Below are 25,543 nucleotides of genomic sequence, written 5' to 3'. Positions count from 1 at the left end.
GCTTTTTACCTCCACCAGGCGGAGTCGAGTGGGGGCACGTCGTCATGCCCGATCGTCCGTTACGCGGCCACCCCGTCATTCCCACGCCTGCGGGAGCCCACTGGACGGGCCCGGTATTGCTACCAAGGAACTACGAATCTCCGCACTGAGGTGAATTGGCGGGGAGGGCGGGCGAACCAAGAATTCGCGGCAGACCGGGAAATTTTCCCGGATGACAACAACAAGCCCGCAGAGGTAGCCGCAATGAACCCCACCGGTTTCACCCAGCCTTTCGTCCGCACGGCGCTGTTCGCCGCCATCACCCTCGCCAGCCTGTCGGCCTGGGCGGGCGTCACCGACCAGGACATCAGCGATGCCGGCAAGCGCAACGACCAGATCGTGGTCAACGGCCTCAACCAGCAGGGCCAGCGCTACAGCACGCTGGACACGCTCAACACCGACAACGTCAAGGAACTGCGCCCGGTCTGGGCGCTGTCCTTCGGCGGCGAGAAGCAGCGCGGCCAGCAGGCGCAGCCGCTGATCAAGGACGGCGTGATGTACGTCACCGCCTCCTACTCGCGGGTGTTCGCCGCCGACGCGCGCACCGGCAAGAAGCTCTGGCAGTACGACGCGCGCCTGCCCGACGGCATCATGCCCTGCTGCGACGTGATCAACCGGGGCGTGGCCCTGTACGGCGACCTGGTGATCTTCGGCACCCTCGACGCCAAGCTGGTGGCGCTGAACAAGGACACCGGCAAGGTGGTGTGGAAGAAGACCGTGGCCGACTACAAGGCCGGCTACTCCATCTCCGCCGCGCCACTGATCGCCAAGGGCAAGCTGATCACCGGCGTCGCCGGCGGCGAGTTCGGCGTGGTCGGCAAGATCGAGGCCTATGACCCCGCCACCGGCAACCTGCTGTGGAGCCGCCCCACCGTGGAAGGCCACATGGGCTACGTCTACAAGGACGGCAAGGCGATCGAGAACGGCATCTCCGGCGGCGAAGCGGGCAAGACCTGGCCGGGCGACCTGTGGAAGACCGGCGGCGCCGCGCCCTGGCTGGGCGGCTACTACGACCCGAGCACCGACTCGCTGTTCATCGGCACCGGCAACCCCTCGCCGTGGAACTCCCACCTGCGCCCCGGCGACAACCTGTTCTCCTCCTCGCGCCTGGCGCTGAACCCGGAGGACGGCTCGATCAAGTGGCACTTCCAGACCACCCCGCACGACGGCTGGGACTACGACGGCGTCAACGAGCTGGTGTCGTTCGACTACCAGGATGGCGGCAAGACCATCAAGGCCGCCGGCACCGCCGACCGCAACGGCTTCTTCTATGTGCTCGACCGCACCAACGGCAAATTCATCCGTGGCTTCCCCTTCGTCGACAAGGTCACCTGGGCCAAGGGCCTGGACAAGAACGGCCGGCCCATCTACGACGACGCCCACCGCCCCGGTGCACCGGGGGATGCGAAGAAGGGCACCTCGGTGTTCGTCGCGCCGTCCTTCCTCGGCGGCAAGAACTGGATGCCCATGGCCTACAGCCAGGACACCGGCCTGTTCTACGTGCCCTCCAACGAGTGGGGCATGGATATGTGGAACGAGGGCGTGACCTACAAGAAGGGCGCGGCCTACCTGGGCGCGGGCTTCACCATCAAGCCGCTGAACGAGGGCTACATCGGCGTGCTGCGCGCCATCGACCCGAAGACCGGCAAGGAAGTCTGGCGCTATGAAAACTACGCGCCGCTGTGGGGCGGCGTGCTGGCCACCAAGGGCAACCTGGTGTTCACCGGCAACCCGGAAGGCTTCCTCATGGCCTTCGACGCCAGGACCGGCAAGAAGCTCTACGAGTTCAACACCGGCTCCGGCGTGATCGCCTCCCCGGTCACCTGGGAGATGGACGGCGAGCAGTACGTCACCGTGGTCTCCGGCTGGGGCGGCGCCGTGCCGCTGTGGGGCGGCGAGGTGGCCAAGCGCATCAAGGACCTGGACCAGGGCGGCATGATCTGGACCTTCAAGCTGCCCAAGGACCTGGTGGCCAAGCGTTGACGGAGCGGGCGCGGCGGCCCGGTGCCGCCGCGCTCTGCCCACTCCGGCGGGGTGGATTCACAGCCTGCCTCCTCATCCCCTAGACTGCGCTCCCCGCCGTCAGCGTTGCGTGCCGGCCTCTCGTCCCGAGGAGCGCCTCGCTCGTGATCCGTCTCAGCCTGCTTCCCTGCCTCGTCCTGCTGTCGTGGCTGCTCGCCGCACCGGCACAGGCCGCCGCCCCCATCGACCTGCGTGACTGGAACCCCGAGCAGCAGCCCATGCACGCGCTGGATGGCGATTGGCGGCTGACCTGGATCGAGCCGGAGCGCGCCGAGCAGCAGGTGCGCATCCCCTTCACCTGGGGCAAGGGCACCCCGACCTTCTGGGGGGAGGTGGGGTTCGGCCGGGTGGAGCTGCGCAGCCAGCTGCTGCTGCCTGCCCATGCCCGCCAGCTGGCGTTGTACTTCGATGACTTCAAGTCGGCGGCGCGGGTCTGGGTCGACGGCGCCCTGGTGCTGGAGCGCGGGCGGCCGGGCGATGCGGAGGACGAGGTGCCGCGCCTGCAATCGGCCATCGTGCCCCTGCCACAGGGGCACACGCAGGTGGACATCCGCATCGAGCTGTCCAACCACTTCCACCACGAGGGCGGCATCGACATGGCCGTCAGGGCCGGCACCCTGCAGACGCTGCAGATGGACGCGAGCCGGCAGCGCGCCCTGTACCTGCTGACCGTCGGCGCGGCCTTCATGATGGCGCTGTTCATGGGCCTGCTCGACCGCAGCGCGGCGCGCTCCCTGGGCGGTGCGCCGCTGGCCGCCATGCTGGTGCTGGCCGGGATGCGCGCGGCCTCCAGCGGCGAGCTGCTGGACCACTACCTGCAATGGCCGGCGCTCTGGATCTACCGCATCGAGTACCTGTCCGGGCACCTGTTCGCGCCGGCCTACGGCTTCCTCCTGCTGCGCCTGTTCCCGAGGGAGCTGTCGCGCCGTCTCGTGGTGCTGCTGGCCGGCGTGGGTGTGCTCGGTGCCGCCCTGACGCTGCTGCTGCCCGCGCACTTCTTCACCCTGCTGCGCGACCCCTGTGCCCTGTGGCTGCTGCTCAGCGAGCTGTACTTCCTCGGCGCCCTGCTGCTGGCTGCCAGGCGTCGCCGGGCGGGTGCCCTGTGGGTGCTGCTGGGGATGGTGGTGATGGACGCCACCATCGTCAACGACCTGCTGATGTACTCCTTCAGCGTCTCGACGCTCAATCTCATCCCGGTGGGGGTGCTGTTCTTCCTCCTCTCCCACGGCCTGGTGGTGGGCAGCCGGGTCATCGCCGCGCTGCAGCACAGCAACCAGTTGCGCGACGATCTCCAGCGCCTCAACGCCTCGCTGGAGGCCAGGGTCGACGAGCGCACCCGGGCGCTGGCGGTGGCCCGTGACCAGGCGCTGCACGAGGCGCAACAGTCGCTGGAGCGCCAGGCGATGCTCAGCCACGAACTGCGCACGCCCTTGGTGGCCATCCAGGGGCACCTCCAGCTCCTCGATCAGGGCGGGCTGGATGGTCGCCAGCAGCAGCGCATCGAGACCGTACAGAGCGCGGCGCAGAGCCTCACCGACGTGCTCGATGGCCTGATGCTGCTCAGCCGCGCCGAGAAGTTGGAGCTGCCTCCGGCCCAGGCCTTCTCCCCCGTACGCCTGGCCGAGGAGTGCGCTGCGATCTTCCAGCCCCAGGCCGAGGCGCGCGCCCTGCGGCTCTCGACCGCCTGCGCGGCCGGCCTGCCGGCCTTCGTGCTGGGCAACCCGAAGCCGCTGCGGCAGATCCTCTTCAACCTGCTGGGCAATGCCCTGAAGTTCACCGAGAGCGGGGAGGTGGTCATCCGCCTGGACAGGGACGGCGACGGCCTCCTCATCGAGGTCCGGGACACCGGCCCCGGTATCCGCCCCGAGCTGCAGGCCAGCATCTTCGACGCCTTCGTGCGGGACCCGCTATCCGACCGCCCCGGCATCGGCCTGGGCCTGTACATCAGCGCGCGGCTGGCCGCCCTGATCGGCGGGCAGCTGACCCTGGACAGTGCGCCCGGGCGCGGCACCACCCTGCGCCTGGCGCTGCCCTGGCCGGAGGTCGACGAGCCCGAGCCGGGCGCGGACGAGGTCGCCCAGCTGCAGGGCATGCGCGTGCTGCTGGTGGAGGACGTGGAGGTCAGCCGCCTGGTGACCGCCGAGTTGCTGCAGAGCTGGGGCTGCCAGGTCGGCACGGCCAGCTCCGGCCTCGAAGCGGTCGCTGCCTGCCTGGCCACGCCCTACGACCTGGTGCTGATGGACATGCGCCTGCCCGACATCGACGGGCTCGCCGCCAGCCGCAGGATCCTCGAAGGGGCCGCTGGCGGGCCCAGGCCGCTGCTCCTGGCCCTGACCGCCAACGCCGGTGACCTGGACCTGCAGCAGTGCCGCGAGGCCGGTCTGGCCGGCGTGCTGGCCAAGCCCCTGCACCGCGAAGCCTTGCTCGCGTTGCTGGAGCGCTGGGAGCCGCCGGCCCCGCTGGCCGGGTCGCCGATCGAGGAAATCTCCCAGGAGCGCATCGTGAAACTGCGCGGCTGGCTCGGCGCGGCGCTGTTCGACCGCCTGCTGCCGACCCTGTGCACCTCGTTGCGCGAGATACGGGCGTCGCTCGCCTCGCTGCCCGATGGCGGGCGGGGCACCGAGCAACTGGAGGCGCTGTGCCACCGCCTGCGCGGCAGCACGCTCAACTTCGGGCTCGATCAACTGGCCCAGGCAGCCGAGCGTACGCGCCGTCCGGAGCAGGTCCCGGCGTTGCTGGCGGTGCTCGACCGCCATCTGGTGCTGCTCGAGGATCGGCTCGCGGTCGAGGCCGCCATGAGGCGAACTGACGCATGAGGTGGCAACCCGCCAGCGCTTTGAGTCAGAATCCGCGCCGGTCCGAAACAGGGAAAATGGAGTGATGGCCGATAAGCTGGTGGTGGTGGAGGATGCTCCCGAGATCCGCGACATGATGGTGCTCTACCTGCAGAACGCGGGGTACGAGGTGCACGCCACCGATTCGGGGTGGCAGTGCCTGGAACTGGTGCAGGCCCAGAATCCGGCGCTGGTGCTGCTGGACATCGGCCTTCCCGACCTGGACGGGCTGACCGTCACGGCGCAGCTGCGGCGCCGCCACCCACAGCTCGGCATCATCCTGGTGACGGTGCGCGACGAGGACTACGACCGGGTCGTGGGCCTCGATGCCGGCGCCGATGGCTACCTCACCAAGCCGCTGAACCTGAACATCCTCCAGGCCCAGGTGCGCAGCCTGCTGCGCCGCTGTGGCGGGGGAGAGCGGGTCGGCGACTTCAACCTGCACCTGGGGCGTTTTCGCGTGGACCTGCTGCGCCGGCGCATCTACGACCCGCAGGGCCAGGACGTTAACCTCACGCCCGGCGAGTTCGCCCTGCTGATCGGCCTGATCGAGCGGCGCGGCAGCGCCATCAGCCGCCATGATCTGCTCCACTGCGTGCGCCGTGGCCAGGGAACCGACGAGCAGGTCGACGTGCGCACCGTGGATGCGCTGGTGGTACGCCTGCGTCGCAAACTGGAACTCAACGCCAATCGGCCGCAACTGATCCTGACCGTCTACGGCAAGGGTTACAGGCTGGCGACTGACGACGAGATCGGCGGCGGCCCCGCTCACTAGGCGGGTATGAATGGCCGTTCACAAGCATGAACGGCGTCTCCTAGCCCTCGCTTATAGCGAATAGAGAAAATTCACCATCCGTGAAATTTCCTTTCGTGACAGTGAGGTCCAACATGCCGGTCGAGCGCTTCTCCCCCCGAACCACACCCCGCGTTCTTCCGGTCCAGCGCTTCCAGCCAAGCCGCATCGCTGCCGCCATCCTTGTCGGCATGGGGGTGCCTTCGGCCTGGGCCGAATCGAACAACATCGTCGCGGCGGGGGGCTCCTACCTGGTCGGCGACACCGTCATCCACTACGCCGGCACGGCGACCAATATCGCCACCAAGGGCTCGGTGACGGACATCACCACCGAAACGGTGCGTGGCCAGACCGGCTTCAACTCCTTCAGCCACTTCCAGGTGGGCAGCGGCAATACCGTCAACCTCTACGTGCCCGGTGGCGCCAGCAACCTGGTGAACCTGGTGCACGACTCGCGCGTCGTCATCAATGGCACCCTCAATGGCGTGCTCGCCGATGGCAACCGCATCGGCGGCCATATCATCTTCGCTGACCCCCATGGGCTGGTGGTGGGCGCCAGTGGCGTGGTCAACGTCGGCAGCCTGACCATCACCACGCCGTCCACCCAGCAGATGCAGCAACTATCCGGCGCCGTCGGCACCCTGTCGGCGGACGGTACCGCGCGCCTGGTGGACGACCTGCGCAACGGCCTCTACAACGACGCCGGTTCGCTCACCGACTACACCGGCACCGAGCGCGGCAAGGTGGAGATCAAGGGCCGGGTCAACGCCGTGGGAGCGGTCAACATCTTCGGCGCCGCCGCCGTGGTGGCCAATGGTGCCCGCATCGAAGGTGGCAAGGACATCGCCGACGCGGTGTTCCGCGGCACGGTGAACACCGAGGGCCTGGCGGTGGGGCAGGCCGTGGCGCGCGCCGATGGCGCCGTGCGCATCGTCGGACGCGATTCGGCGACGGTATCCGGCGAACTCGCGGCCCTGATGGCGGACGGCAGCGGCGCCAACGTTTCGGTGTCCGGCGGCCAGAGCCTGGAGCTCACCGCGACCGCCAACATCTCCACCCAGGGCGCTGCCGGCAAGAACGGCGGCAAGATCGCCCTTGAAGCCAGCACCGTCAATTTGCGCACGGGCTCGACCCTGAGCACCCGCGCCAGCGGTGCCGGCCGCTCGGGGGACATCCAGGTCAGCGCCGTCAGCGATGGCGGTTGCACCTTCTGCGAAGGCGACCAGGTGCAGACGGTCGCCGAGCTCACCGACAGGCTGAGCAAACAGCCCAACACCTTGCTGGCGCCGGAGCGGGGCGTGGCCAGCGTCAATATCGAGAAGGGCGCGGTGCTCGATGCCAGCCATGCCGAGGAATCCAGACAGGGCGACATCAAGGTCAGCGCCACGGCGATCAGCCGGCAACTGGGGGGCTACTCCGCCGCCGATGCCAGCGTGAAGGTGGCGGGCACCCTCAAGGGCAACGACATCAGCCTGGCCAGCAATGCCGTGGCCGTGGTCGACCCGTCGCGGCTCGGCACGCTCTTCGACAGTGCAGCGATCAAGGCGGACGTGCTGCGCATCAAGAACGAGAACGGCTGGTCCGACGAGGCGGCCTGGGGCAAGGTGATCGGCGACATCATCAAGCCGATCACTGGTATCGGCTCGCTGAACGATCCCGACCAGCTCAAGGCCCTCGGCGTCGACCCGGCCGACTTCAGCGAGCTGACGGCGCTCATCCCTTTCCTGGCGGTCTCCATCGCCCAGGCCGACTCCACGGTCGAAGTGCTCGATGGTGCCAGCCTGCAGGCCAGCCGCTCCCTGCTGGTCAAGGCCGACAGCACCCGCAACGTCGGGACCGAAAGCTTCTCCATTCCCGTGGTGCAGAGCCTCATCCCCTTCAACGCCGGCGTCGTCTTCGGACGCATCAGCGGGGTGACCCGTGTTGAGGTCAAGTCGGGGGCCGTGCTCAAGGGCGGGCAGGGCATCGCCGTACAGGCCCACAGCGAGAACAAGCTGGACGTGAAGGCCGAGGCGTCCAACGGCCATGATGCCGAAGGCAAGCCGGCGACCACCACCGGCTTCGCCGCCGCCATGGCCAATACGGCACTGACCACCACCGCGCAGGTGAACGCCGGCGCCTCGCTGAACACCCGTGGCGACGTCAGCGTGCTGGCGCTCAGCGAACAGGACATCAGCAACACGGCCAGTTTCAAATCCATCGGCAACGGTGCCGCAGGCGGCGCGGTGCTCGCCCTCAGCGTGCTCGACAGCGACACCCGGGCGGCCTTCGATGCCAACCTCAGCGGTGCGCGCAACCTCAACGTCAGCGCCACCAACCTGGTATCCCGCCAGCACAACGAAGCCACCTCGCAGGCCGGCAAGAGCCTGGCCGACTTCATCAAGTTCCGCGCCATGGGCACGGTCGACCCGATCAAGAACTTCGTCCTCAGCAAGTTCAAGGAGGTCAACCCGACCCAGCCCAGCGACAGCAAGTTCCGCCTCGCCGCCTCCCTCGCCCTGGTCGTCAGCGACCAGCAGGCCGAGGCGAGCATCGGCAAGGGCAGCCAGCTGAGCCTCAGCGGCGACCTCAGCCACACAGCGCTGCAGGAGATCCGCAACCTGCACAACCTGTCCAACAGCACGGTCAATGGTTCCAAGCGCGGCTCGGACCAGAACGACTACTCCCTGAGCATGGCGGTGGCCATCGCCACCCTCAACCAGGGCACCCGCGCCCTGGTGGGGGACGGCGCGCAGATCGCCGCGCAGCGCATCGGCATCGGCGCCAACTACATCCAGCCGCTCAACCTGAATGGCTTCGACCGCTGGAGTTCGCTAAGCGACATCGGCAAGCGAATGATCAGCCTTTCGGGCTGGCCCAGTGACCTGGCGGGCAAGTTCTCGACGCAATACGCCAACTCCCAGGGCACCTCCGACGAGCTGGCGATCACCGGCTCCGTCTCGGTGCTCACCAACCTGGTGGACACCCGCGCCTGGGTCGGTGACAAGGTGCGCCTGGATGCGCTGACCACCGGCGAGCAGCCCTGGCAGAGCAGCCCGCTGGCCCAACTGGCGGAGCGCCGTGATGGCAAGGGCCAGCTCATCCCGCTCAGCGCCATGGCCAGCGACCGCCGCTGGGACTGGGCGCAGCCCATTACCGTGGCCGCCGGCAACCAGCTCGGGCAACTGGCGATCGCCGGCAATATCGGCATGTTCCTGTTCGGCACCAACGTCGGCGGCGAGGCGGCGTCCCCCTCGGACGGCAAGCCCACGGCCCTGGGCGGAGCGCTCAACGTGCAGACCGTTTCCAGCAAGGCGGTGGCGGGCATCGGTGCGCAGTCCGTGGTCAAGGCCGGCGGTGTCCAGGTCCAGGCGCTGCAGGACGACCTGATCCTCGCCATCAGCCCCTCGGCGGGGTCCGGCGTCAGCGCTGCGGCCAACGGCGCGGCGGTGGCCAATACCCTGACCTCCACCGTCAACGCCTCCATCCACAACACCGCCAGCGTGGAGGCGGGGCGTGTCGGTGTGCAGGCCGAGCACCGCCTGGGGCTGTGGACCGCATCCGGGGCCGTGGCCTTTGGCGCGGGGGCCGGCGTCGGCGGCGGGCTGGCGCTCAATGTGCTGACCACCGACGTCGACGCGCTGGTGGGCAACAACCGCAACTGGCGCCCCTCGGTGATGGGCCAGGGGCTCGACGCCAGCGGCAAGGGCATCTGGAAGGCCAACCTGCTGGACGTGCAGGCACTCAGTTCCGGGCAGAGCGGCGCCTTCGCCATCGCCGGGGCCGTGGTCAAGGGCAAGGAAGAGAAGAAGCAGCAGGAGGACGCCACCCAGAAGGCGGGGGACATCGGCAAGCCCACGGTGGAGCTGGCGGACAGCTTCGGCCAGGCGCTGTTGCAATCCATCACCCTGGGCGTGGTCAACGTCACCCCGGCCCTCAGCTCCCTGGCCAGTACGGCTGGCAAGGTCAAGGACGCTGTCAGCGAGGCGCCCTCGAAGATCGCCAGCGGCTGGGACAGCATTAAAAAGATGTTCGGCAAGCAGGATGCCGGCTCCGGCCCCGATGGTGGCGGCAGCGATTCCGGCGGGCAGGGCAAGGGCTTCTCCATCGCCGCTGCCGGCTCGAGCAGCATCAACGTTTCCCGCCAGCGCAGCCGGGCCGACCTCGGTGACATCGTCCTCGACCCGCGTGACCCGGCCCGGGGCGGCAGCAAGGTCCAGGTCCTGGCGCTCAACCAGACCCATCAGTTCAGCGGCTCCGGGGCCGGGGCGCTGACCCTCGCCGGCAAGCAGAAGAGCGAGTCGAGCTCCGCACTCTCGGGTGCGCTGGCCTACAACCACCTGATGAACGAGACCGATGCCCGGGTCGGCAACGTCCTGCTGCGTGGCAACGACCTGCTCCAGGTCCAGGCCCTCAGCGCCGGGGACCAGATCGCCATGGGCCTGGGCCTGGCCGCAGCCACGGCGGGCAGCGAGACCAACGTGGCGGTGGCGCTCTCCGGCTCGGCAGCCTACATGGGCAACCGCACCCGTGCACGGGTGGAGAACAGCCAGGTGGAGCAACGCGAGGCGGCGCCCGGCAGCATCGAGGTGAGCGCCTACGACCGGGCCCGGGTCATGCTCGGCGGCGGCGCCTTCGCCGGCAGCAAGGGCAATGGCGGCAGCGCCGGCGGCTCGCTGGTGGTGGGCGTGCTGGCCAATGAGCTGGCCGCCGAATGGCTGGGCAGCAGCGCCAGTCACTTCGCGCGCATGGATGTCGCCGCCGCCAGCGCCTCGCGGGTGCTGGCCGGTGCCCTGGCCGGTGCCGTCAGCACCGGCAGTGACAGCGGCGCGGGGGCGGGATCGTTGCTGGCGCTGGTGCTGGCCAACCAGGTCAAGGCGCGCATCGACGCCTATTCGCCCACGGGGGGCGGCAGCCCCGTGCTGTCGTCGTTGCAGGGCGGCGCGTTGAACCTGACCGCACAGAGCGTTTCCGGCGCTTCCGCGCTGGACGCCCGGTTCGCCGGCGCAGCGGATGCAACGCTGCTGGACAGCGGCCTGGACCTGGGCGGCGGCACGACCGTCTCCGCCATCCAGGTCAAGGGCGATGTGGACAAGGACCTGCTCAACGGCAAGCAGGGCCCCGGTGACCTGTTCGACGGCGATATCGCTGGCGAGGCGGTGCTGGCCGTGGCCGGCAGCCTCGGGGCGTCGGGTGGCAAGGCTGGCGTGGGGGGCTCCCTCGCGCTGGTCTACGCCGGCAGTGGCTACACCGCGAAGCTGGCCAACAGCCAGGTCGATCTCAGTGGCGACCTGACCATCGCCGCCCGGCACAGCGCCGATGTGCTGGCCGCCGCTGTATCCGGGGCCGGCAGCGCCGAGGCGGGCGTGTCCGGTTCGGCCACCGCGCTGATCGGGCGCGGCACCGTGCTCGCCGGGCTGGACATGGGCGACCGCACCCTCAAGGCGAGGAACCTCGGCATCAGCGCCGAGCGCAGCGGTGGCCAGTACTCCCTGGCCGGCAACATCACCGGCAGCAGCGGCTCGACCGCCGTCGGCGGCGCCGTGGGCATCAGCGACATGCAACAGCGGGTCGAGGCCCTGCTGGAGAAAGGGCGCTACCAGCTGGGGGGCGACCTGACCCTGGACGCGGCGCAGCAGAGCCGCATCATCAGCGCCGCGATCTCGGCGGCGGTCACCTCGGGCAATGTCGCGGTGGGCGGCGCGCTGACCTTCAATCGCATCGCCGACTCCACCCAGGCCCTGCTGCGCAACGCCCGGGTGGGCGCCGATGACCTGGTCATCCGCACGAGCCAGGCCGGGCAGGGCGCGCTGATCGGCTCGCTGGCCTTCAATCTGGCGGCCAGCGGCAGCAATACCGGGGTCGGCTCGGCCATCGCCATCAACCTCATCGAGGCGACGCGCCAGGCGTCGCTAAGTGACAGCGATGTCGAACTCACCGGCTCGGCGAAGCTGTCGTCGGGGCTCGATGGCCAGATCTGGGGCGTCGGTGTCAACGCCGTCGGGGGCAGCACGGCTGGCGTCGGCGGCTCCGTGGTGGTCAACAACATCGACGGCAGCGACAGCGTCACGATCTCCGGGGGCTCCCTGCGCACCAGCGGCAGCGGCAAGGCCCTCGTGCTGGACGCGGCCCAGGGCCAGGGGATGTTGATCGCCTCGCTCTCCGGCCAGGTGACCGGCTCGGGCAACACCGGCGTGGGTGGGGCGTTCTCCGTGAACCGCATCGGTACCCAGCGCAGCGCAGCCATCGACAAGGGCACTATCAACGGCTTCTCCAGCGCGGCGCTGAGCGCCAGCCTCGACCAGGCCATCTACGCCGCTGCGGTGTCCGGTGCCGGAGCCAGCACGGCGGCGATCTCCGGCTCCTCCACCAGCAACGTGATCGAAGGGGGCGAGAAGGCCGGTATCAGCGCCAGCCACCTGGAGGTGGGCAGCCTGGAGTTGAATGCGAGCCGCGGCAACCGCGAGATCTGGAGCCTGGCCGGCTCGGTCGGCGGCGCCGGCAACGTCTCGGTCGGCGTGGCCAACGCCAACAACGTGATCCTGGCGCAACGCATCGCCCAGGTCAGCGACAGCACCCTGAAGCTCGGTGGCAAGCTGAGCCTGCTCAGCGGCGGCTCTTCGGGAATCCGCTCCCTGGCCATTGGTGGCGCCGGTGCCGGCTCGGCGGCGGTGGGCGCGTCCCTGGCGATCAACGTGATCAAGGGCGAGGAGCGGGCCAGCCTGGACGACAGCACGGTGTCCGGCGCCAGCGGGGTGAAGATCAGCGTCAGCGAGGGGGCGGCCGATATCTACACCGGGGCCGGCAACCTGCAGGTCGGCGGCAGCGGTGCGGGCGCCGGAGCGGTCGCCATCAGCACCATCGAGCAGCAACGCATCGCGCGGGTCCGCGCCAGCACGGTGGATGCCGGCACCTCGTCGGTGGAGGTCTCGGCCGTCACCGATGGCAGCATCCGTACGCTGGCGGTCAGCGGCAGCGTCGGCGGTACGGGAGCTGTCGCGCTCTCCAACGCCAGCAACAACATTGGCGCGGTGACGCGCGCGCAGATCGACGGCAGCGCCGGCGTGGCCGGTGTGCTCAAGGTCAAGGCAGAGGATCGCTCCAGCATCGCGGCGCTGTCCGGCGGCGCAGCCGGTGCCGGCACGGCTGCCGTGGGCGTGGCGACCTCGGTCAACCGCGTGGCCAGCCAGGTGGAGGCCCGGTTGCTCGGGCACAACGGCACCCAGGGCTGGAGCCTGAGCGACCTGAGCCTGGACGCGCACTCCGCCGCCACCATCCGCTCGGCATCCATCAGTGGTGCGGTGTCCTCCACCGCTTCGGTCGGCGGGGCGGCCGCCACCAACGTCATCCAGAGTTCCGCCCGGGCCTTCATCGAACAGGGCGCCTGGGTCCTGGCCCGCAACAACGTCGGCGTATCGGCCCGCACCACCGATCAGATCAGCGGCGCGGCCGGTGCCTTCATGGGCAGCGGCACCGCGTCTGTCGGCGGCTCCGCCACGGTCAACGTCATCGAGAGCAGCACCACCGCCGGGATAACCGGCGCGGAAACCCGCGTCAGCGCCCTCGCGTTGGGCGCTGCCGCGACGATCGATAACGGTGTGCTGCTCAACGGCCCCAGCAAGGATGCGCGCCTGTGGAGCAACGCCGAACAGTTCAACCCCATTCCCGGCCTCGCCCTGGGGTCCCGGCAGTTCCGCGGGCTGGCCGTGCAAGCCAGCTCCGTCCAGCAGGTGGGCCAACTGGCGGCGGCGGGGTCGGTTTCCTTCGTGCCGCTGTACAGCGCTTCGGTCTCGGCACTGGGTAACAGCAACGTGATCGGCGGGGTCACCCGCGCCAGCATCGAGTCCGCCCAGATCAACCAGGCCGACGGCGCGGATGCCGCCCAGCAGGTGCTGGTGGGTGCCGCCAGCCATGCGCTGAGCTCAGGCTACCTGGCCAGCGGGGCTCTAAGCCTCGGGGTTGCGGCGGTGGCCGGTGCGCTGGACAGCACCGTCATCCAGCGCCAGACCCAGGCCGTCATCAGCAGCGCGCGGGTATCGAGTCGCGGAGCGACCGAGGTGCGTGCCGGCTCCACCCAGTTTGCCAGCACCGTCCTGGCCAGCGCGGCGGGCGCCATCGTGGGCGGCGCCGGCAACGTGGCACTGATCATCGCCAAGGGCACCACCGAGGCGCGGGTGGACAAGGGCAGTGACCTGGACGTTGGCAGCCTGCGGGTGAGCGCCGATGCGCTGCAGCAGTTCAGTGCCAATGCCCTGGCCCTGGCGGGCGGCCTGGTGGGCGTGGGCGCCAACTTCGGCCTGGTGCTCGACCAGGCGCTGACCCGTGCCTGGGTCGGCGAGGCTCCCGGTGCGCCGGACAGCCTGGCCGACACCCGGGTACGTGCCGGGTCGGCCAGCGTGCTGGCCACTGGCACGAGCGAACTCCATAGCAACCTGGTGGGGGCGGCGGCAGGCGGTGGCGCCGTTGCCGGTTCGGCCCTGGTGCAGGTCGTTGAAACCACCACGGAGGCGGGAGCGGGCCAGGCTCAGTTCGGTACCGCGGCCAACCCGTTGGGGGACCTGAACATCGTCGCCCATGACAACCTGCGGGTGACCGGCAACGTCGGCTCGGGCGTGGTCGGTGCGGCCGCACTGGGGGCCTCGGCCAACGTGGTAGTGGCCAACAGCGCCACCCGTGCGCTGCTCGATCGCAGCAGCGTGCAGGCCGCCTCGCTGGCGGTGGACGCGCTACGTGAAGGGTATGCCGAGCTGTTGACGACCTCGGGCGGCCTTGGTTTCGCCAGTCTCAGCGGCAGCATCGGCCTGCTGCTACTGGGCAGTGGCGCCACCCAGGTCGGCACCGGCGACGCGGCCGTGGACCCGCTGAGCTATCTGGACAAGGACGGCAAGGGCACGCTCGCCAGCCTCGACACGATCACCGGCAAGGGACAGGTCGCGGAGCTGAGCCACGAGGAGGTGGTCTGGGACGCTGCAAGCCAGGGCTATGTCCGCGTCAGCGTGAAGGACGACCAGGACCTGGCCCGCGTCAATGCCAGCTCCACCGTCACCGTCAGTGACCGGTTGCGGGGCAACACCCCGCGCACCCATGAAACCGTGGCGCGTGTCAGCGACAGCCAGGTCAGCCTCAGCGGCGCTGCGCGGGTGACGGCCGAAGACCGCCTTGCCAGTCGCAACCAGGCCGGCAGTGCCGGCCTCGCCGGCGGTGCCTACGGTGCGGCCATGGCGTTCAGCCTCTCCAATGCCCAGGTGGTCGCGGAGCTGTTGAACGGCAACCTCAAGGCCGCCAGCCTGGCGATCCGGGCTGCCGCCAGCGACAAGGCCATCGCCGGGCAGGATGGCGATTACACCCACGCGATGTTCGTCCACGCCTTGAGCGGCCAGGCCGCCGCGCTGGGCGCGGTGGGCGGCGCAGTGGCGGCCGCGGTGCTCAACAACGGCGTGAGTGCGTCCTTGGGTGGGGCGGTACAGGTCAGCGGCGACATCGAGGGCCGGGCCGTCGATACGCAGGCGCTGGATGTCCAGGCTTCCGGCCTGGCGGTGGGCGGCCTGGCGGGGGCCGGCCTGGTGCTCGGGGTGGCGGCCCATGACAGCCGCGTCAGCCTCGACGTGGCGGCGAATGCCGCGCTGCGCGCCGGCAATGTCCTGCTTTCCGCCCTGGCGGCGGGGCCGGTCAAGGTGCAGGGCTGGGGGAGCAGCGGCGGCATTCTGGGCGGCTTGAACGCCGTGGTGCTGCTGGCGCGCGATGCCTCCCAGGCGAAGCTGATGGTGGGGCGCGGTGCGGCGCTGATCGCCACGCAGGCGCTCGACCTGGATGCCCAGGTGCGCAGCCGCCTGCAGGCCAGCAGCGAGGGTTATGCACTGGGCGGCCTGCTGTCGGCGGGCGGCAGCCTGGTGGACAGCCTCAACAGCGCGGTCGCGGAGCTGGGCGTGGGCAGCGATGTGCAGCTCGCCGCAACCCAGGGACAGCTGCGCAGCCGGGTGCTGCGTGATGGCGATACCGACAGCTCCAACGTCAAGGCGCAAAGCCTGGCGGGTGGCGTGGGCCTTTCGGCCAATGCCGCCGTGGCCACGGCCCGTTCCCTGAGCAAGGCATTGCTGCATACCGATGCGAGCAGTCGTTTCGGTGGCGCGGCGGGCGGCAACTGGACCTTCCTCGCCGAGACCGACGTTCGCCAGCGTGCCTATGCCGATGGCAAGCTCGGCGGCCTGCTCGCCCTGGGGGCCACGGTGGCGCAGGCCCTGTCCCAGTCGCAGACCCTGGCCGAGGTGGCCGGGCATTTCGAAAGCGCCCTGGGCAGCCTCAAGGTCAGCGCCCTGGGCAGCCAGGACAACCAGGCCGAGGCCCGGGCCGGGCAGGGCGGCCTGGTCAGTGGCGCCGCCGCCGTCGGCAAGACCGCCGACAGCAGCCGCACCCTCGCCAGCCTGTGGGCACGCGGTGCCCAGGACGGCGTGATGAAGGTCGGCAGCCTGGCGCTCAGTGCGCTGCAGCAGTCGCGCTTCAACAGCTTCGTCGACAGCACCAGCGCGGCGCTGCTCGGGGTGAGCGGCGCCCATGCACAGAACGACCTCGACCTGGCCACCAGCGCGCTGCTGCTGGACGGCGCCCGGATCGAGAGCCAGGGCTACAGCCAGAGCGCACGCGCGCTGGTGAGCAAGCCCCAGGCGACGGCCTACAACGTGCAGTCCGGCTCCGGCGGCGTGCTGGATGCGGCGGCGGCGCGCAGCCTCACCTCCATTGCCCTGGATACCCGCAGCCTGGTCGGCAACGATGTGCGGCTGCGCGTGGAGGGCGACTGGCGCAATCCGCAGAAGCTGGAGATCCAGGCGTTCAACCGGGTCGATGCCTATGACCGGGTGAAACTCGACAGCGGCGGCGCGATCAGCATCGCCCGGGCCGAGTCGTCGATCGATGTGCTCAAGAGCAACGCCGAGGCCCGGATCGGTGAGCGGTCGGACCTCTACAGCGTGGGCGACCTGGTGCTCGCCGCCAGTGGCGCCTATGCCATCGACAGCAACGCCAATGCCAAGACCTACGGGGCCGCAGGCGCGGCCAGCGGCAGCAGCCTGGCCCGGGTGAAGGCCGACTACCTGGCCCAGGTGCGTGGCAACGCGGCGTTGTTCGCCTACGGCGACCTGCGCCTGCTGGCCGGCCATGGCCTGGACGGCGCGGTCAACCGTGCCGAACTCACCGCACGCACCGACCTGTGGAACAACACCGCCTTCCCGGTGGTGACGGACCCCGCAGCGGCGGCGGAATACATCCGCAGCAGCAACCTGCAGGTGGAGGCCGGCAGCGGCCTGCGCAGCGTGGGTGACATCCATGCGTATGCCGGCCAGGGCCAGGGCGTGCTCTCTGGCAAGGGCGTGGGCAGGGACCTCTATCGACAGGCCGCGGCGGACCTGCTGGGGGCGATCGTCGGCCAGGTATCGCTGGACATCACCGGTGGCGGCACGCGCAACGAGGCGCAGGGCCTGGTGCGCATCGACGGCCAGCTCGACGCCGGCGTCTACAGCCAGCGCAAGCTGGTGATCAGTGGGCTGAAGTATCTGCTCGATGGCAAGGAAGTGGACCCGGCCAGCCTCAATGCCTCCACGCAGGGCACCCTGACCGTGGTGCCGGTGATGCAGGAGGCCAGCGACGGCATCACCTGGACCCTGAGCCAGGGCGAGTACTCGCAACTGCTCACCCGGCGTTTGCAGGAGTTGAACGATCGCCTGTCCAACTACGGCATCTCCGCCGTCGAGCGTGCGGCCTTCGAGGCCGAGCGCACGCTGCTGAACAAGACCCTGGCCCGGCTCTACGAGCAGATCGGCGGCAAGGTGGTGGACAAGCCCGGTGCCATCTCGGGCGAGGGCACGCTGCCCCAGGGCCTGAAGATCTGGCTGCTGGAGATCGACCCGGTGCTGGCCAAGCCGGGCAACATCCTGGTCCAGGGCGATGCCCTGATCGGCAGCGGCAAGCTCAATGCACCGGGCGACGCGAAGATCGAGATCATCAACAACAGCGAGGCCTTCCTCAGCCTGAAGGGCCTGGAGATTCCCGACCATGTCGGCGGCCAGCTGCTGTTCAACGGCGCCAGGATGTCCGGCAATACCAGCATCCGCAGTGCCAACAAGCCCGGCACCGGCACGGTGTCGTTCGCCAGCATCACGGTCGCCGAGAACTCGGCCGCGCCGCGCATCCTGGTGCAGAACCTGCGCAACCCCGCCGACAATCCCAAGGACGTCTCCGGCCTGAGCATGCCGGCGGCCGACATCTACGTGAACGGCAGCCTGCTGAACAAGCGTGGCGAGATCGAGCTCAGCGCCAAGTACGGCAGCATCTACGCCAATGCCGATATCCGTGCGCAGAAGCTCAGCCTGAGCGCCGGACAGGACTTCGTCCTCAACAATCCCAATGCCTTCGTGCATATCGGTGGAGACCCGGCCAGCAACAACAACGGCAGCACCCTCTACAACAACGGTTCCGCCACGGTCGCCGGGCAGAACGTGGTGATCAACGCGCTCTACCTGAACATCAACGGCCTGATCCAGAGTGGCGTGGCGGATTGGCGCGTGACCATCGACGAGTCGCGCTTCGCCAATCTCGACAGCCTGCGCTCGCAGGCGGTCGGCAACCGGCTGCAACTGGTGCAGACCGACGCGCGCACCGGCACGCTCGGCTATGCCTGGGACTTCGACAGCAACAGCATCGTGCTGGACCAGGTGCAGGTGGGCGGGGGCTACATGGAGCTGACCGGGCACATCCTCAGCACGGGCAAGGGCCAGCTCAAGGTGCTCGACGGCTTCAGCCAGGTGCACATCACCAACAACACCAGTCGTCGCCTGGAAATCGCCGGGCTCGACCTGGGCAACGGCGTCGAAGGCACCCTGCGCATCAACGACCTGGGGCGTGGCGAGAACGGCCAGCAGATCGGTGGCGAGCGCCTCTGGTCCACCGTCTATACCCGCGTGGGCGACCAGGTGCAGCGCTACGAAGGCTGGAGCAACGGCCCGTTGACCCTCAAGGGCAGCAGCGCCGGACGCGATGCGACCTACACCACCACGGCGGGGCGTTCCTATGTCTGGCTGACGGGGCGCGACGACAGCACCACCACCACTCGCCAGGAATACTGGGATGCCTTCTGGGGTTTCATCCCCACCGGGGACGGCACCCTGGCCTGGGAGAACACGGTCAAGGGGCAGAGCACGGCGATCCCGGGTGCGGAGTACATGGGCTCCACCAGCGGGCTGTACAGGATCGACAAGAACCTGATCCGCAATTACCGCTTCGTCGATGACGCCCAGCTCAACGCGATCATGCAGGGCTACGCATTGCAGTTGGCCGACCAGGATCCGGACAACTCGATCCTGGCGGCCTTCCGGGTGGGCATCGGCCAGGGTGAGATCGCCCGCGTCAACGAGACCTACACCACCAAGGACCCGGTCAAGATCAACGAATACAGCGGTGGCTACTGCCAGGCGCACTTCATCTGGTGCCAGATCTACCGGACCACCAAGACCAGCGTCTACAGCTCGGGCAGCAAGGAGATCAACCGCTATGCGGTGCAGGCCGACCGGCCCATCGACATCAGTTTCATCGGCAGCGAAAGCGGGCTGATCGATCTCATCTCCAAGGGCTCGGTCACCCTGCGCGGCTCGATGTACAACCTCAGCGGCAGCACCTCGATCAAGGTCGACGGCGCCCTGGAGCAGAACAGCGACAACCTGGTGATCGCGGCGCGCGACCTCGACCTGGACGCCGGGCAGTCGATCGGCAGCCGCGAGCAGGCCCTGCGTGTCGAAGCGACCCGCAGCCTGGGCGCCTCCAGTCGCAACGGCAGCATCGACCTCAAGGCGCTCAACGGCGGGGTCAACCTCAGTCGCCTGAGCGCAGGTGGCGAGCACATCGGCCTCAGCGCCCAGGGCGACATCCTCGGCATCGGTGGCATGACGGTGACCGGCAACGCCATCGAGCTGGTTTCCACCCATGGCAGCGTCGGCAGCGCCGGTCATGCACTGCGCCTGGACTCCGGCAACGGCGCCAAGGGCCTGGTGCGCGCCAGCGCGGTGGGGGACATCCAGCTCGAGGAAGTGGGGGGGGATCTCTGGCTGGATCAGCTCAAGGCCGGTGGCGATGTCTGGGTCAAGGTGGCCTCGGGCAACCTCTATGACGGCAACAGCGAGCTGGGCTACGACGACCGCGCGCTCGATGAGCTGCAGCGGCTCTGGACGAGCATGGGGCTGACCGGAAGCGCGGCCGAGGAGGCCATGGCGCAGCAGCGCGGCGCCCTGATCAAGGCCGGACAGCAACGCTATGCCCAGTACTGGCGCCTGCGCCAGGGGGGCGAGGTGGCGTTCGACGCGAGCCAGGCCGCCTTCAGCGCCGGCCAGCGCGAGCAACTGGCAGGCCTGGGCTGGAGCGAGCAGCGGATCGCCGGCGAGGAGGCCCGGCGCATGGCCGACTACCAGGCGCTGCATGCCACCTACGGCGGAACCACCTACGACCCGAACTTCACCTATCAGCTGCAGGATGCCGAGCTCAGGAGCCTCGAGCAGACGGCCACGTGGAGCGAGGACCAGTTGCGCTACTCCATCGCCGCCAGCCTGCTGCGGCGGGACGACGGCGGCTCGGTGGTACGCGAGGCCAATAACATCGAAGGGCGCAATGTCACCCTGGAGGCGTCGCGCATCGGTCGCCTCAAGGCGGATGCGATCGTCATCGACCTGAGCAAGACCGCCTCGCTCACCAACGAGCAGCGCGCCGCCCTGGCGTCCGCCGAGCGCGACGACATCGAGTTCGATGCCGGCAACCCGCTGCTGATCCGGGTCGCGCAACGCGACGATGTCAACGTCAAGGCCAGTGGCACCCTGACCGCCACGGCCCAGAGCGACCTGTTCCTCGGCGGCGACCAGGACTTCAACGTCTTCGCCCTCGACGGCCGCAGCATCAGCCTGAAGACCGATGGCAGCATCGAGAGCGCCAATGGCGACAAGGTGGTGATCCGTGGCCACGACGTGACCCTGGAGGCGACCGGCGGCGCCATCGGTGGCAAGCAGGCACTGAACCTGGCGGTCACCGGAGACCTCACCGCCCGGGCACGGTTGCTGGACCTGGTCCAGCACGGCGACCTCAGTCTCGATCGCCTGACCGGCGTCGAGCGCCTGTCGCTGCAGGTGCTGGGTAACCTGCGTTCGGCCAGCCAGCTGGGCGAGAACCTGTTGGGCGGCCAGATCGATCTCAAGGTCAGCGGCACCACCGGTGCAGTCGGGCAGCGGCTGCAACTGGGCACCGGTTCCGCCTCGCAGCAGATCAACCTGGACCTGGGCGGCGACGCCTGGATCGGTGGCTTGCAGGGCCTTGCCAGTCAACCGGGCGTATTGCGCCTGGGCACCCTGAGCGTGGACGGCACGCTCGACCTGGCTCAGGTCGGCGAGTTGCACCAGGGTGGCCAGTGGCAACTCGGCGGCCTGGTGGCGGACATCGCCGGTGGCTGGTCGACGGTCGATGGTGCCAGCCTGCAGGCCCGCCACGGCATGAGCCTCACCAGTGGCGGCGACGTGCGGCTGGGCGATGTGACCATCGCAAGCGGCGACCTGAATATCCAGGCCGCCAGCCTGGCCGGGCTCGCCGCTGGCAGCCGCTGGCAGGCCGACGGCGTGCTGCGGCTCTCCGCCCTTGGCGACATCGGCTCGCAGGCCCAGGGCATCGAGCTGGCGGCCCGGCGCCTCGAGGTGGACAGCGCCACCGGGGCGCTGTACCTGGCCCTGGCGGCCGGCATCCAGGGCGGCAGCCTGGACAGCGGTGCAGGTCAGTGGCTGCGTTCCCTGGGCAACCTGAAGCTCGATCGGGTGAGCAGTGGCGACGGCGTCCAGCTGCGCGGCAATGGCCGGGTCGAACTGGGTGCGCTGAGCGCCCAGCGGGACCTGGACCTGGCGGGCGACGCGCTTGGCATCGACACCCTGCGCAGCCACCTCGGCGGCCTCCGGGCCCAGCTGGCCGGGCAACTGCGCATCGACGAACTGGACGTCGCCGGCACCGGCGACCTGCACAGTGCGTCCGCGACCCTCGGGACCGCGACGTTCGGTGGTGCGCTGGTGCAGTCCCATGATGGCGACCTGCAGGCAGACGCTTTGTACGTTGGCGGCGGCTGGACGCTGGAGGCCGCCTCGGCGCGTCTCGGCAGCGCCAGCGTCAACGGGCAGGTCAGGCAGACCCTGGCCGGCGCCCTCGATCTCGAACGCCTGGACGCCACTGGCGGATGGACCCTGGATGCAGGCCGCAGCGAGATCGGCAGCGCCAAGGTCGGCGGAGCGGTGGACATGACCCTGCGCGACGGCTTGCGACTCGGCAGCCTGGAGGCAGGGCAGGGCTGGAACCTGCGTGGCACCGACGCCCAGGTCACCCGTGCGGAGGTGCAGGGCGCGGTGCAGCAGGTGCTGAGCGGCGCGCTGGACCAACAGGCGCTGCTGGCCGGCGGCGGCTGGACGCTGCAGGCCGCCTCGGCGCGTCTCGGCAGCGCCAGCGTGACCGGGCAGGTCAGGCAGACCCTGGCCGGCGCCCTCGATCTCGAACGCCTGGACGCCACCGGCGGCTGGACCTTGGATGCAGGCCGCAGCGAGATCGGCAGCGCCAAGGTCGGCGGAGCGGTGGACATGACCCTGCGCGACGGCCTGCGACTCGGCAGCCTGGAGGCGGGGCAAGGCTGGAACCTGCGTGGCACCGACGCCCAGGTCACCCGTGCGGATGTACGGGGCGCGGTGCAGCAGGTGCTGAGCGGCGCCCTCGACCTCGAGCGCCTGGACGCCACTGGCGGCTGGACCCTGGATGCAGGCCGCAGCGAGATCGGCAGCGCCAAGGTCGGCGGAGCGGTGGACATGACCCTGCGCGACGGCCTGCGACTCGGCAGCCTGGAGGCAGGGCAGGGCTGGAACCTGCGTGGCACCGACGCCCAGGTCACCCGTGCGGATGTGCAGGGCGCGGTGCAGCAGGTGCTGAGCGGCATGCTGGACCAACAGGCGCTGCTGGCCGGCGGCGGCTGGACGCTGCAGGCCGCCTCGGCGCGTCTCGGCAGCGCCAGCGTCACCGGGCAGGTCAGGCAGACCCTGGGCGGCGCCCTCGATCTCGAACGCCTGGACGCCACTGGCGGCTGGACCCTGGATGCAGGCCGCAGCGAGATCGGCGCCGCCAAGGTCGGCGGAGCGGTGGACATGACCCTGCGCGACGGCCTGCGACTCGGCAGCCTGGAGGCAGGGCAGGGCTGGAACCTGCGTGGCACCGACGCCCAGGTCACCCGTGCGGATGTGCAGGGCGCGGTGCAGCAGGTGCTGAGCGGCATGCTGGACCAACAGGCGCTGCTGGCCGGCGGCGGCTGGACGCTGCAGGCCGCCTCGGCGCGTCTCGGCAGCGCCAGCGTCACCGGGCAGGTCAGGCAGACCCTGGGCGGCGCCCTCGATCTCGAACGCCTGGACGCCACTGGCGGCTGGACCCTGGATGCAGGCCGCAGCGAGATCGGCGCCGCCAAGGTCGGCGGAGCGGTGGACATGACCCTGCGCGACGCACTGCTGCTCGGCGACCTGGATGCCGGCGGGCGTCTGCAACTGCGCGGCACCTCTGCACGGCTCGGCAACTTCAGTACCGGCGAGGACACCGCCATCGAGCTGACTGGCGACCTGGCCCTGCAGCGGTTGCAGGCCAAGGGGGCGCGAGTGCAGGCCGGCAATGCATCGCGGCTTGGCGAGATGGACATCGAGGGTGACCTCCAGGTGCGCGTCGACCACGACCTGCTGCTGGAGCAGGCCCGTGTCGCCGGCCATGCCGCGCTGCTGCACGGCGGAAGCGCGGGCAGCCTGCGCTTCGGCTCGCTGGCCGTGGCGCGCACCCTGCAACTCGAGGGCCTGGGCGACTGGCAGGGCGATGTTGCCGAGGTGCAGGGCGACCTGACGGCCGCTCTCGGCAGCGGCGATTTCGGCCGGCTGGAGAGCGCCACCGGCGCGATCCGCCTGGAGGCGGCGCGTCACCTCGCCGTGGATGACCTGCACAGCCGGCAGCAGGGGTTGGAGCTGAGCGCCGCCAGCGCAGAACTCGGGCGCGCCAGCGCAGCCGGCCTGTTCAGGGTTTCCACCCGTGGCGACCTGGTGCTGAACCAGGGGCGCAGCGGCGGCGACATGAGCCTGGTGACTGCGGCCGGCAGCCTGGGCAACGTGCGGTTCGGCCAGGGCGTGGACCCGAGCGATCCGCAAGGCCTGGTCGCGACTCACCTCGCGAGCGGCGGCAACCTGCTGGTGCAGGCGGACGGCGATGTGCTCGGCGGCAACGCCGAGGCGCAACTGGAGCTGCGCATGCTGGGCCGCAACCTGCGCTTCGGCCGGGTCGCGAGCCTCGGCGAGGACGTCTTCCTGCAGGCCAGCGGCGACGCCCGCCAGGGTCACGGCAACGTGTTCGGGCTTGTGGTGGAGGCGAAGCGGGACATCGGCGTCATCGCCGGCGGTGACCTGAGCCTGCCCACCGTGCTGTTCGGCGGCACCTACTCGCTGAAGGCCGGGCGCGACCTGGTGGTTGGCGTGGGCGGTGACCTTGACCTCAACGGCGTCGCCGAAGCCGGTCGCGACCTGCGCTTCGACATTGCCGGTACGGTCGCGCTGCAGGGCGTGCGGGCGGGGCGCGACGTCACCATCAACTCGGGCGGGGCGATCCATATCGACCAGTTCGTCGAGGCGGGCGGCAACGTCCTGCTCAAGGCGGACAAGGGCGACGTACGCGTCAGTCGCATCACCTCCACCGGCCTGCATGAAGGCCGCTCGATCGCGGGCGACATCGTCCTGGCGGCGGCTGGCGACATCGCGGTGGCCGAGGTGGAAAGCCGCAACGGGCGCATCCGGGCCGAAGGCGCGAGCCTGCTGCTGGGCGACCTGGTGGCGGCCCGTTCCGTGGACCTGCTGTCCCGTGGCCTGATCCATGTGGCCACCAGCCGCAGTGGCGGCGACCAGCGCTGGTCGGCTGACGCGGGCATCGGCTTCGAGCATCTGCTGGCCAAGGGGCAGGCCCTGCTGGACGGCCTGCTGGACATCCGCGGCACCCAACTGGTCGCCGAACAGGGGGCCGTGCTGCGCGCCGGGGTGAGAGGCGGCGCGGTAGTCGCCTCCAGCATCCATCTGCAGCGGGCCGAGGCACCGAGCCTCAGCCTGTGGGCCGGCGACCTCGTTCGCGTGGCGGACGCGGGGATCGGCCAGCGACTGGATCTGCATGCACGGGACAGCCAGCTCTATGGGCGGCATACCGGGAGCGGCCAGCTCGACCTCTGGGCCGAGGGCAGCGGCGATGGCCAGGTGGCGCAGACGCTGGCATTGCGCCTGGAGGCCGCCGACATCGTGGCGCCGCGGCTGCATGTGGCCGATGCGCTGATCGACACCACGGCGGCCCGGGTCGATTTGCGCGATGCACGCGGCATCGAGCGCCTGGAGCTGCGCACGCCCCTGGCCCGGGTACGCATGGACAACGCCAGCCCGAGCTACATGGCGGACGCCGATATCCAGCTGTACGAACTGGACAAGGCGTTCAGCCTGAAGCAGGACAGCCTGCTGTCGAGCACCAACGCCTATGTCCTGCACCGCAAGCTGACCCACCAGGTGGTCGTCCCCAACTTCAGCGCGAGCCACGAGGGCGAAGGGGTGCCCTACGAGGGCATCACGGCGGCCCGCTATGCCGAGCAGCACCTGTCGTCCGGGCTCACCCTGGTACGCCTCGCGTCCCTGCTGGAAGCCGCCCGCCTGCGGGGCGCGGTGGTCACCGCCTGGGCGCCGAGCTGGAGCCAGGTCCCCCTGGATACCCGTATCAACATCGATGTAGCCGATGAGCGGCTGGAAGGAAATGAGGTGGCACATTGGGCGTTGTAAGC

General features: G+C 69.8%; 4 protein-coding genes. All 4 read left to right on the top strand.

The window, feature by feature from the left end:
• The first annotated feature begins 243 nt into the window (after nt 1–243).
• The 4 genes from ACXI0U_RS15200 to ACXI0U_RS15185 all read left to right on the top strand — a co-directional run bounded on the left by ACXI0U_RS15200 (nt 244) and on the right by ACXI0U_RS15185 (nt 25,541).
• Nucleotides 244–2,022, top strand: a complete 1,779-nt coding sequence (locus ACXI0U_RS15200; protein ID WP_479550504.1) for a PQQ-dependent methanol/ethanol family dehydrogenase — start codon at nt 244–246, stop codon at nt 2,020–2,022.
• A gap of 143 nt (nt 2,023–2,165) precedes the next feature.
• Nucleotides 2,166–4,877, top strand: coding sequence for an ATP-binding protein (locus ACXI0U_RS15195; protein WP_479550503.1), 2,712 nt, complete (start codon nt 2,166–2,168; stop codon nt 4,875–4,877).
• Nucleotides 4,878–4,941: 64 nt separating this feature from the next.
• On the top strand, nt 4,942–5,670 hold the full coding sequence (locus ACXI0U_RS15190; protein WP_021218548.1) for a response regulator transcription factor: 729 nt from the start codon (nt 4,942–4,944) through the stop codon (nt 5,668–5,670).
• Between the two features lie 113 nt (nt 5,671–5,783).
• Nucleotides 5,784–25,541, top strand: a complete 19,758-nt coding sequence (locus ACXI0U_RS15185) for a leukotoxin LktA family filamentous adhesin (RefSeq protein WP_479550502.1) — start codon at nt 5,784–5,786, stop codon at nt 25,539–25,541.
• The last annotated feature ends 2 nt before the right edge of the window (nt 25,542–25,543 follow it).

Source organism: Pseudomonas sp. C9D1, from assembly GCF_056491235.1.
The sequence above is the reverse complement of the archived record's forward strand: the minus strand, read 5'-3'. Positions and strand labels throughout refer to the sequence as shown.

What these genes read in the sequence shown, in the direction of transcription:
- ACXI0U_RS15190 (WP_021218548.1), top strand. Translation starts at nt 4,942, where the DNA reads ATGGCCGATAAGCTGGTGGTGGTGGAGGATGCTCCCGAGATCCGCGAC.
- ACXI0U_RS15185 (WP_479550502.1), top strand. Translation starts at nt 5,784, where the DNA reads ATGCCGGTCGAGCGCTTCTCCCCCCGAACCACACCCCGCGTTCTTCCG.
- ACXI0U_RS15200 (WP_479550504.1), top strand. Translation starts at nt 244, where the DNA reads ATGAACCCCACCGGTTTCACCCAGCCTTTCGTCCGCACGGCGCTGTTC.